This is a genomic window from Saccharopolyspora sp. 7B (genome assembly GCF_020177435.1).
GTDB classification, from domain to species: domain Bacteria; phylum Actinomycetota; class Actinomycetes; order Mycobacteriales; family Pseudonocardiaceae; genus Saccharopolyspora_C; species Saccharopolyspora_C gregorii.
Genome location: NZ_JAIUKC010000202.1, coordinates 6,589 through 16,667, shown reverse-complemented (window position 1 = coordinate 16,667; position 10,079 = coordinate 6,589). Strand labels below are relative to the sequence as shown.

Sequence of the window (10,079 nt, the reverse complement as noted above, 5' to 3'; positions counted from 1 at the left end):
ACGCAGCGCCAGGTTCTTCGCGCCCAGCAAGGTCTTCAGCTGGATGGACACCGTGCTGCGGTCGCCGACGGGGACGTCCGCGGCGCGGCCCCCCCCCCCCCCCCCGGTCCCGGCGCGGGCCCCCGCGGGGCCCCCCCCCCCGCGGCGCCCCCCCCCCCCCGGCGCCCCCCCCCCCGGCCGTCACACCTCGGCTTCGAGCAGTTCCGAGGTGACCGCGGATTCGGTGTCGGGGAGGTTGAGCTCCCGGGCCCGCTTGTCGGCCATCGCCAGCAGGCGGCGGATCCGGCCGGCCACCGCGTCCTTGGTCATCGGCGGGTCGGCGAGCTGGCCGAGCTCCTCCAGCGACGCCTGCCGGTGCGCGAGCCGCAGCCGCCCGGCCACCAGCAGGTGGTCCGGCGCGGTGGGGCCGAGCAGGTCCAGCGCGCGCTGCACGCGGGCGGCCGCGGCGACCGCGGCGCGGGCCGAGCGGCGCAGGTTCGCGTCGTCGAAGTTCGCCAGCCGGTTCGCGGTGGCCCGCACCTCCCGGCGCATCCGGCGCTCCTCCCAGGACAGCACGCTGGAGTGCGCGCCGAGCTTGGTCAGCAGCGCGCCGATGGCGTCGCCGTCGCGGACCACGACGCGGTCGGCGCCGCGGACCTCGCGGGACTTGGCCTGCACGCCGAGCCGCCGGGCCGCGCCGACCAGGGCGAGCGCCGCCTCCGGTCCCGGGCAGGTGACCTCCAGCGCGGAGGACCGGCCGGGTTCGGTGAGCGAGCCGTGCGCGAGGAAAGCTCCGCGCCAGGCCGATTCGGAATCGCAGGAGCCGCCGGAGACGACGTGCGCGGGCAGCCCGCGCACCGGACGTCCGCGGGGGTCCAGCAGCCCGGTCTGGCGGGCGAGGCTCTCGCCGTCCTTGACGACGCGCACCACGTAGCGGGTGCCCTTGCGCAGGCCACCGGACGTGATCATGTGCACGTCGGAGGTGTGCCCGAACAGCTCGTGCACCTCCTTGCGCAGCCTGCGCGCCGAGGAACCGCTGTCCAGCTCGGCTTCCACCACGACCCGGCCGCCGACGATGTGCAGCCCGCCCGCGAACCGCAGCAGTGAGGAGACCTCGGATCTGCGGCAGCAGGTCTTGGTCACCGGCAACCGGCTCAGTTCGTCTTTGACCGCCGCGGTCATCGCCACCGGTCACTCCTCCTCTCCAACGCGGCCGCCAGGCTCGCCGCGAGCGCCTCCGGGTCGTGCCTGCCCGGCGCGGCGGGCGAGGCGACAGTGTCGAGCAGAGTTTGCGCACCCAGCCCGGTCGCCGCAGCACGAAGCCGATCAGGTGTCGGCACCGATCCGGCGTCCGCGAGGACGGCGTCCACGGACAACCGCGGTGCGTGCTGCGAGAGTACGTCGAGATGTTGCTCCGGGGAGAAACCCGCCGTTTCGCCCGGTTGTGGGACGAGGTTGAGCACCACCACGCGCCGCGCGCTCGTGGACACCAGCGCCTCGTGCAGCTCCGGGACCAGCAGGTGCGGCAGCACGCTGGTGAACCAGGATCCGGGGCCGAGCAGCACCACGTCCGCGTCCAGCACCGCGCGCACCGCGTGCGGGCAGGCCTGCGGGGTGCGCTGCTCGCCGTTCGCCGCGGTGAGCCGGACCTTCTTCACCCGGCCCGGTGTGCTGGCGATCGCGACCTGGCCGCGGATGGTGCGCACCGCGTCCGGGTCCGCGTCCAGGCCCACCACCTCGGCCTCCATGTCGAGCGGCTCGCCGGACATCGGCAGCACCCGGCCGCGAGCGCCGACCAGCCGGCAGGCCTCGTCGAGCACCGCGACCGGGTCGCCGACCACGTCGAGCAGCCCGGCCAGCAGCAGGTTCCCGACGGCGTGCCCGGCCAGCGCCCCGTTGCCGCCGAAGCGGTGCTGGAACACCTGCGCCCAGCGCTGCCCGTTCTCGTCCGGCGAAGCCAGCGCGGCCAACGCCTTGCGCAGGTCGCCGGGCGGCAGCATCCCGAGTTCGCGGCGCAACCGCCCGGAGGAACCGCCGTCGTCGGCGACGGTGACCACGGCGGTGACGTCCGGGGTGAGCCGGGTCAGCGCGGCGAGGGTGACCTGCAGGCCGTGCCCGCCGCCGAGCGCGACCGCGCGCAGCGGGCGCTCGGCGGGGTCGTGCGGTGGTGCGGCCGAGCTCACTCGCGCCCCAGGTCCCGGTGGACGGTCTTGACCATCATCCCTTCGTCGTCGGCGAGCCTGCGGGCCATCTCCTCGACGAGGGCGACGCTGCGGTGCTTGCCGCCGGTGCAGCCCAGCGCCAGCGTCAGGTACCGCTTGCCCTCCCGGTGGTAGCCGGCGCCGACCAGCCGCAGCAGGCCCTGGTAGCTCTCCAGGAACTCCTCGGCACCTTCCTGCCCGAGCACGTAGTTGCGGACCTCCTCGTCGAGGCCGTTGAACTCGCGCAGCTCCGGGATCCAGAACGGGTTCGGCAGGAACCGGCAGTCCATCACCAGGTCCGCGTCCATCGGCAGCCCGTACTTGTAGCCGAAGGACAGCACGGTGACCCGGGTGCGGGTCTCGGCCTCGGTGCCGAACGCGTCCTCGATCTTGGTGCGCAGCTGGTGCACGGACAGCCCGGTGGTGTCCACGACCAGGTCGGCCTCGGAGCGCAGCCGGGACAGCAGCGCGCGCTCGTTGGCGATGCCGTCGGCGAGCCGCCCCTCGCCCTGCAGCGGGTGGCCGCGGCGCACCTGCTCGAAGCGGCGGATCAGCACCTCGTCGGTGGCCTCCAGGAACAGCACCTTCGGCTTGTAGCCGCGGGCGTCCAGGTCCTTGATGACCGAGCCGAGGTCCTCGGTGAACGCGCGGCTGCGCACGTCCATCACGACCGCGACGCGGGTGATCGCGCCGCTGGAACGCGCCCCCAGCTCCACCATCGTCGCGATCAGTTCGGGGGGCAGGTTGTCCACGACGAACCAGCCCAGGTCCTCCAGGCATTTGGCGGCGGTGCTGCGCCCGGCGCCGGAAAGGCCGCTGACGACGGCGACCTCGATGCCCGACTTCTCCTCGCTCACTGATTCTCCCCTTCAGTGCTGGTGTCTCCCCCGCCTGCCCCGGCCGCCTCGGCGGCCAGGGCCGCGCACACGGTCTCGGCGGTACGCCTGCCGAAGCCGGGTACCGCCATGATGTCCTCGATCCTCGCCTGCTTGAGCTTGCGCACCGAACCGAAGTGCTTCAGCAGGGCGGTCTTCCGGGCTTCCCCAAGCCCGGGGACGGAATCGAGCACGGACCGGCTGAGCCGCTTGGAGCGCTTCTGCCGGTGGTAGGTGATCGCGAACCGGTGCGCTTCGTCGCGCACCCGTTGCAACAGGTACAGCGCCTCGCTGGTGCGGGGCAGGATGACCGGGTCGGGCTCGTTGGGCAGCCACACCTCTTCGAGGCGCTTGGCGAGGCCGATCACGGCGACGTCGGTGACGCCGAGTTCGGTGAGCGCGTCTGCCGCGGCGTTGGCCTGCGGCGCGCCGCCGTCGATGACGAGCAGGTTCGGCGGGTAGGCGAACTTGCGGGGGCGGCCGGTCTCCGGGTCGATGCCGGGGGCCGGACCGTCGAGGTCGGCGACCTCGCCGGAGGCGGCGCGGACGTCCACTTCGGACTCGCTGGTGGGCCGCCCGGCGTCCTGGTCCGGTGCGCCGGACTGCCCGGCGGCGGAACCCGGTGTGCCGGAACCCGCCACGTCGGGTTCTGCTGTGCCGGACGCTCCCGCGTCGGCCTCCCCCGCACCGAGCTGCCCGGTGCCGGTCTCCGCGGCACCGGTCTCCTTGAGGTAGCGGGCGAACCGGCGGCGCACCACCTCGTCGATGGAGCCCACGTCGCCGCCCTCGGCGCCTTCGCGCACCGAGAACCGGCGGTACTCCGACTTGCGCGGCACCCCGTCCTCGAACACCACCAGCGAGGCCACCACGTCGCTGCCCTGCACGTGGCTGACGTCCACGCATTCGATGCGCAGCGGCGCGGTGTCCAGCTCCAGCGCCTCCTGCAGCTCCTGCAGCGCCGCCGAGCGGGCGGTGAGGTCACCGGCGCGGCGCAGCTTGTACTGGGTGAACGCCTCCTTGGCGTTGCGCTCCACGGTCTCCATCAAGGTCCGCTTGTCGCCGCGCTGCGGCACCCGCAGGTCCACGCGGCTGCCGCGCAGCTCGCCGAGCCACTGCCCCAGTGCTTCGGCGTCCTCGGGGACCTCCGGCACCAGCACCTCGCGCGGGACCGGGGTGCCGCCCGCGTCGGCCTGGTCGGCCAACGCCGCCTGCTCCCCGTAGAACTGGGTGAGGAACCGGCCGGTGAGCTCGGCGAGCTCGGTCTCGGCCTCCAGGTCGATGACCCAGCCGCGCTGGCCGCGCACCCGGCCGCCGCGGATGTGGAAGACCTGCACCGCGGCGGCGAGCTCGTCCTTGGCGAAGGCGATCACGTCGGCGTCGGTGCCGTCGCCGAGCACCACCGCCTGCTTCTCCATGGCGCGGCGCAGCGCTTCCAGGTCATCGCGCAGCCGGGCGGCCCGCTCGAACTCCAGCTCGGCGGACGCCTCCTTCATCTCGCGGTCCAGCTTGCGCATCAGGGTGTCGGTGCGGCCGCTGAGGAAGTCGCAGAAGTCGTCCACGATGGCCCGGTGCTCGTCGGCGTCGACCCGGCCCACGCACGGCGCCGAGCACTTGCCGATGTAGCCGAGCAGGCAGGGCCGCCCGATCTGCCCGTGCCGCTTGAACACCCCGCTGGAGCAGGTGCGGGCCGGGAACACGCGCAGCAGCGTGTCCAGCGTCTCCCGGATCGCCCACGCGTGCGCGTACGGGCCGAAGTAGCGCACGCCCTTGCGGCGCGGGCCGCGGTAGACGTGCAGCCGCGGGTACTCCTCGTGCAGGGTCACCGCCAGCACCGGGTAGGACTTGTCGTCCCGGTAGCGCACGTTGAACCGAGGGTCGTACTCCTTGATCCAGGAGTACTCCAGCTGCAGCGCCTCCACCTCGGTGCCGACGACGGTCCAGCGCACGCCGGTGGCGGTGGTGACCATCCGCCGGGTGCGCGGGTGCAGCCCGGAGAGGTCCGCGAAGTAGTTCGCCAGCCTGCTGCGCAGGCTCTTCGCCTTCCCGACGTAGATGATCCGCCCCTCGGCGTCGTGGAAGCGGTACACGCCGGGGGCGTCCGGAACGGTTCCGGGCGCTGGGCGGTACGTCGACGGGTCGGCCACGGCTCCACCCTACGTGCGCGGCCGACACTCCCCGTCACGGCATCGGGGCCCGCTCGGGGACCTTCGCCCCTGGGTGGTGCCGCCGTCACGCGATGTCCTGGGAGGCCCGCCGGGTCGGCCCGGCGGAGCGCGCGAGGACGAGGAGTTGATCAACGATGGCGCAGGTCGGGCACGGCGGCGCGCACGCCGTGCGCCGCACCGGCGGTGCCCGGGCGCGGGGGCCGGTGCGGTTCGCCGGGATCATGCTGGTGCTGGTGGGCGCGTTCCACGTGGCCGTGGCCGTGGCGACGGTCGCGGCGGACCTGTTCCTGGTGGTGCTGGGCAGCTACGTGTTCGGCTACGACGTGGCGACGTGGGGCTGGCTGCACCTGGTGCTGGGCGTGCTGGTGGCGGTCGCGGGGACCGGGCTGCTGACCGCCGGCCGCCGGTCCCGTCCGGCGCCCCCGGCCCTGGCGGTGCTCAGCGCGGTGGCGGGGTTCCTGTTCGTCCCGTACCAGCCGCTGTGGTCGCTGCTGATCATCGCGGGCGACGTGGCGGTGCTGTGGGCGCTGACCGCGAACCGCCCGGCCGACTCGCCCTGACCGGCCCCGCCCGCGGCGGGACCGGCGGGGAGCTCACAGCGGGTGCGGCAACCTGTCGTGCACCGGCAGCAGGCCGAAGGGCTTCGACGGCAGGGTCTGGTACCAGTAGGCGACCGAGGAGATGTCGTCGGAGCGCTTGTTGGCGTGCCCGTGCTCGATGCTCACCTCGATCGACGAGTCGAAGGTGATCGGGTCCTCCACGTGGAACCGGTAGTAGGACACCTGCCCGCTCCAGTTCCGCCCGCCCGGCAGCGTGAGTCCGTGGTAGGGCGCGTGGTACGGCTGGCTGGGACACCAGGCGGTGTTGAAGTAGTCCTCGGTGCCGGTGCCGTGCAGCCGCGGCGGCCACGGCTCACCGTCGATGAAGATCATGTCGTCGCCTTCGCCGTACCAGTTCCAGTCGGTGGTGGAACGCAGGTTGTGCACGTTGAGCACCGATCCGACGTAGTGCCCGCGGCCCTCGGCCCGCAGGATCACGTAGTTGCCCGCCCCGTCGAGGTTGGTGCCGCCGAACAGGAACTCGTCGTTGCTCTGGTCGCCCTGCTCGACGCCGTCGGTGGGGTCCTCGCGGCGCCACTGCGCGTGGAAGTAGCCGAGATCGGGGTCGGCCTGCTGGTACTGCTCGTAGTCGACGTAGTAGTAGAAGATCACCGTTTTGAGGCTGAGCTCGCTGATCAGCTCGAACCGGGCGCCTTCGGCGAAGGGCATGGCGAACCAGCAGTTGAAGCCCTTGCCGTCCTGCGGGCTCATCTGCAGCGGCGCGGACACGAAGTTCTCGGTGCGCCCGTGGCCGATGCCGAAGAAGTCGCCGAGCGGTACCAGCACGCTCGGGTGCGAGGCGTCGTCCCAGGTGATCTTGAGGACGAGCCTGCGCAGGTAGTCGCCCTCCACCTCGGGCCGGTGCGGCCCGTCCTCGACGGCGACCGTGCACCAGATGTGGGTCACCGCACCGGGTCCGGTGAGCCGCGCCAGCTCGCGGCTCTCCCCCGGCGCGAGCCGGATGTTGTCGGTGTTGCCGCCGGTCCGATCCCAGCTGGAGACGCGGCCCCGCCTGGACTGCCGCAGCCTCGGCAGGTCCCGCAGGCTGCTCCCGAACGTCCCGTAACCGGACATGCGCCCCTCCCAGTTCGCGTGCTGGACCGGTGATCCCGCCCCCGGAGAGTCAACGTTCCGGGACCCGTTCGTGTCGAGATCATTCATCCGATCGGCATTTCCCAAGATCACCATTTCCGGTGAGCCCGGGCACCGCGGGGAGGGGCGGTCGACCTCAGCGGTTCGGCGGCCGGTAGTGCTCGATGCGGCGGAGCACGCCGCGGATGCGGGCGCCGTGCACCGGCGACAGCGCGTAGCCCGGGTAGCTGGCGAACCAGCTGGCGCTGCCCATGCTCACCGCGTCCGCCCCGGCCCAGAAGTACTCGCGGCAGTCGTCGAAGCTGCGGATGCCACCGGTACCGATGATCGGCAGCTTCACCCCGGCGTCGCGCAGCTCCTTCACCACGCGCAGCCCGATCGGCTTGATGGCCCGCCCGGACAGCCCGCCGAACCCGTTCTTCAGCAGCGGCTGCCCGGTGTTCGGGTCCAGCCGCAGGCCCTTCACCGTGTTGATCGCGGTCAGCGCGGACACCCCGTGCCGGGCGGCCAGCTTCGCGTGCGCGATGTAGTCGTAGTCCGAGGACAGCTTGAGGATCACCGGGTGGTCGCTGCGCGGCACCGCCTGCGCCAGCACCTGCTCGATGATCGCGTTGAAGTCGAAGTTGACGTTGTGGCAGGAGACGTTGAACTCGACCGCCGCGATGTCGCCGGCGGGCACCGCCGCGTTGACCTTCTCCACCAGGGTGACGAACTCCTCGGGGGAGAACCCGCCGACCGAGATGATCGTGTTCTGCGAGCGGGTGCGCGGGTAGTAGTCGCGCAGGTAGGCGTCGATGCCGACGTTGCACCAGCCGAACGCGTTCATCCAGCCGCCGTCGACCTGGCGCAGCGCCTGCCCGTAGCGCTTGAGCAGCGCCGGGACCTCGTGCAGCGGCCACACGTCCTGGGTGGTGAAGTGGCCCTCGCGCGGCTCCACGGTGACGGTGCGGGTGGTGACGGCGCCGAAGCGCTCCAGCGGGACGAACATCGAGATCGGGCTCATGCCGTAGGGCACCAGCTTGGAGTTCGCGACGCCGTAGCCCAGCAGGCTCGACGCGGTGACCAGCCGGTTGCGCAGGTGGATGTCACCGATCCGGACGGCGGGCGCGCGGGGCTCGTCCCGCACCAGCCGAAGATTTCGCTCCTGGGCCACGCTCACGGTCTCCTCCTCCATCGCCGCCCGGCCGCACCGGTGCCCCCCGCTCGGCGGCCGCGCCGGAGCCGGGTCCCGGCGCGCGTGCCGGGATCCCCGGCTCTCGACGCCTGCGCCATTGTCCCTCACCCGTTCGCCCCCTTCACAGGCACGGTGCCGCGATGATCGGTTGAACTCGCGCAGACCGGACGAGCCGGTCTCGGCACCGCCCGGGTGGAATGGGCGGCGGACCGGGAATCCCCCGGGCCGGACCCGACTCCGAGCGAGAGGACAGCGGTGCCCGAGACGACACCGGCCGAGCCCGGCGCGGCCGCGCGGCGCGCGCGGTGGGCGGTGACCGCCTACTTCGTGGTGAGCGGATTCGCGCTGGCCACCTGGACGGCGCGGATCCCGACGATCAAGCAGGACCTGGGCCTCGACGACGGCGGGGTGACGCTGGCGCTGTTCGCGGTCGCCGCCGGATCGGTGCTGGCCATGCAGGTCTGCGGTCACCTCACCGACCGGTTCGGCAGCGCGCGGGTGGTGCCGCCCGCAGGGGCGCTGGTCGCGCTGTCCGGGCTGGCACCCGGCCTGGCGGACGGGCTGGGGACGCTGGTCGCGGGGCTGGTGGTGTTCGGGGCGGCGCACGGGACGATCGACGTGGCGATGAACTCGCACGCGGTGCGGGTGGAGCAGCGCTACCGGCGGCCGATCATGAGCACCTTCCACGCCACGTTCAGCCTCGGCGGGCTGCTCGGCGCCGGTTCCGGGGCGCTGGCCGCGCACCTCGGGATGAGCCCCGCCGCGCACTTCGCGCTGACCGGGGCGGCGCTGCTGGCGCTGTCCCTGCTGGCCCGGCCCGCGCTGCTGCCGCCGGAGCCCGCGCCGCCCGCCGCGGACGGGCCGCGGGTCCGCGGGTTCCCGATGGCGATCGTGTTCCTCGGCGCGCTCGGGTTCTTCTGCTCCGTCGGCGAAGGGTCGATGGCCGACTGGTCCTCGGTGTACCTGCACGACGAGCTCGGCACCGGGACCGGGTTCGCGGCGCTGGGCTACGCCGTGTTCTCCGCCACGATGGGGCTGTTCCGGTTCCTCGGCGACGGGCTGGTGCGGCGGTTCGGACCGGTGCCGCTGGTCCGGGTGTGCGGGGTCGTCGCGGGCAGCGGGCTCGGGGTGGCGCTGCTGCTGCACCACCCGGTGGCGGCGCTGGGCGGGTTCGCGCTGTTCGGCGTCGGGCTGTCCTGCATCGTGCCGCAGATCTTCAGCGCCGCCGGGCACCGGGACCCGGCGCGCAGCGGGCGGGACCTGGCGCAGGTCAGCACCCTGTCCTACGGCGGGCTGCTGGCCGGGCCGGTGTTCATCGGGCTGCTCGCGCAGGGCTTCGGGCTGTCGGTGGGGCTGGCGGTGCCCGCCGCGCTGGCGCTGCTGGTGGCGGTCGCGGCGGGCGCGGTGCGCCCCGAGCCCGCGACGGCCGCGGCGCCCGGACGGGCGTGATCAGCCACTGCGGGTAACGGCGTAGCCTCCGGAACGCTTGATCGGGTGCCTCGGTGGTGGAGATCGCGATTGATCGACGCCACTGCGGGGAACCCGGTCGATGAGCGTGTGCGCAGCGCGCCGCAGACCGGCGCGCGAATCGGAAGGAGGACACCGTGGGCATCCTCAGCTGGATCATCTTCGGCCTGATCGCGGGTGCGATCGCGAAGTTCATCCTGCCCGGCAGGGACCCGGGCGGCATCATCGTGACGATCTTGATCGGCGTCGTCGGCGGGCTGCTCGGCGGCTGGATCAGCAGCCAGTTCGGCGGCCAGGGCGTCACCGGCTTCAGCGTCATGAGCTTCGTGTGGGCCGTGATCGGCTCGCTCATCCTGCTGATCGCCTACCGGTTGGTCTTCAACCGGTCGCGTTCCTGACACAGGGGCTCGACGAACGGGGGGGGCCGGGGGGGGGGGGCCCCGGGCCCCCGGGGGGGGCCCCGGGCCCCCCCCCCCCCCCCGGGGCCCCCCCCCCCCCGGGGGGGGGGGGCGGCCCCCCGGGCCCCG

At 73.2% G+C, this 10,079-nt stretch carries 9 protein-coding genes; 3 read left to right on the top strand and 6 right to left on the bottom strand.

The genetic code is table 11. From position 1 onward, the window contains the following. Window positions 1–180: 180 nt before the first annotated feature. From whiA to uvrC, 4 genes are read right to left on the bottom strand one after another with little or no spacing between them, the layout of a single operon-like run. Complete coding sequence (gene whiA / locus LCD33_RS25915) at window positions 181–1,167, bottom strand: DNA-binding protein WhiA (protein ID WP_224957711.1); 987 nt, start codon at window positions 1,165–1,167, stop codon at window positions 181–183. After that, complete coding sequence (gene yvcK / locus LCD33_RS25910; RefSeq protein ID WP_224957727.1) at window positions 1,158–2,120, bottom strand: uridine diphosphate-N-acetylglucosamine-binding protein YvcK; 963 nt, start codon at window positions 2,118–2,120, stop codon at window positions 1,158–1,160. The genes whiA and yvcK overlap by 10 nt, the downstream gene beginning before the upstream one ends. 38 nt (window positions 2,121–2,158) lie before the next feature. After that, entirely contained in the window at window positions 2,159–3,037 is an 879-nt protein-coding gene (gene rapZ, locus LCD33_RS25905; protein ID WP_184478207.1) for an RNase adapter RapZ, read from the bottom strand. Continuing rightward, complete coding sequence (gene uvrC / locus LCD33_RS25900) at window positions 3,034–5,199, bottom strand: excinuclease ABC subunit UvrC (protein WP_224957712.1); 2,166 nt, start codon at window positions 5,197–5,199, stop codon at window positions 3,034–3,036. Before uvrC ends, rapZ begins: the two co-directional genes overlap by 4 nt. 155 nt (window positions 5,200–5,354) lie before the next feature. On the opposite strand from uvrC, the gene LCD33_RS25895 reads away from it, so the two are divergent. After that, the gene (locus LCD33_RS25895) at window positions 5,355–5,780 is read left to right on the top strand and encodes a hypothetical protein (RefSeq protein ID WP_224978373.1); all 426 of its coding nucleotides are present in this window, start codon (window positions 5,355–5,357) and stop codon (window positions 5,778–5,780) included. A 33-nt stretch (window positions 5,781–5,813) separates the two neighbouring features. Here LCD33_RS25895 and LCD33_RS25890 read toward each other — a convergent pair whose 3' ends face one another. After that, window positions 5,814–6,893 (bottom strand): glycoside hydrolase family 172 protein, encoded by a 1,080-nt coding sequence (locus LCD33_RS25890; RefSeq protein ID WP_224957714.1) that lies wholly within the window; start codon window positions 6,891–6,893, stop codon window positions 5,814–5,816. A 154-nt stretch (window positions 6,894–7,047) separates the two neighbouring features. Beyond that, window positions 7,048–8,070, bottom strand: coding sequence for a dihydroorotate dehydrogenase (locus LCD33_RS25885; RefSeq protein WP_224957715.1), 1,023 nt, complete (start codon window positions 8,068–8,070; stop codon window positions 7,048–7,050). 270 nt (window positions 8,071–8,340) lie between these two features. Here LCD33_RS25885 and LCD33_RS25880 point away from each other — a divergent pair, with 270 nt between their 5' ends. Both LCD33_RS25880 and LCD33_RS25875 read left to right on the top strand, forming a co-directional pair. Further along, window positions 8,341–9,534 carry an MFS transporter gene (locus LCD33_RS25880; RefSeq protein WP_224957716.1) on the top strand — a complete coding sequence of 398 codons (1,194 nt, stop codon included), beginning with the start codon at window positions 8,341–8,343 and terminating at the stop codon, window positions 9,532–9,534. Between the two features lie 155 nt (window positions 9,535–9,689). After that, window positions 9,690–9,950, top strand: coding sequence for a GlsB/YeaQ/YmgE family stress response membrane protein (locus LCD33_RS25875; RefSeq protein WP_224957717.1), 261 nt, complete (start codon window positions 9,690–9,692; stop codon window positions 9,948–9,950). Window positions 9,951–10,079 lie beyond the last annotated feature (129 nt).

Bases quoted from the DNA above. Each gene is read 5' to 3' on its own strand.
- LCD33_RS25895 (WP_224978373.1), top strand. From the start codon at position 5,355: ATGGCGCAGGTCGGGCACGGCGGCGCGCACGCCGTGCGCCGCACCGGC.
- LCD33_RS25890 (WP_224957714.1), bottom strand. From the start codon at position 6,893: ATGTCCGGTTACGGGACGTTCGGGAGCAGCCTGCGGGACCTGCCGAGG.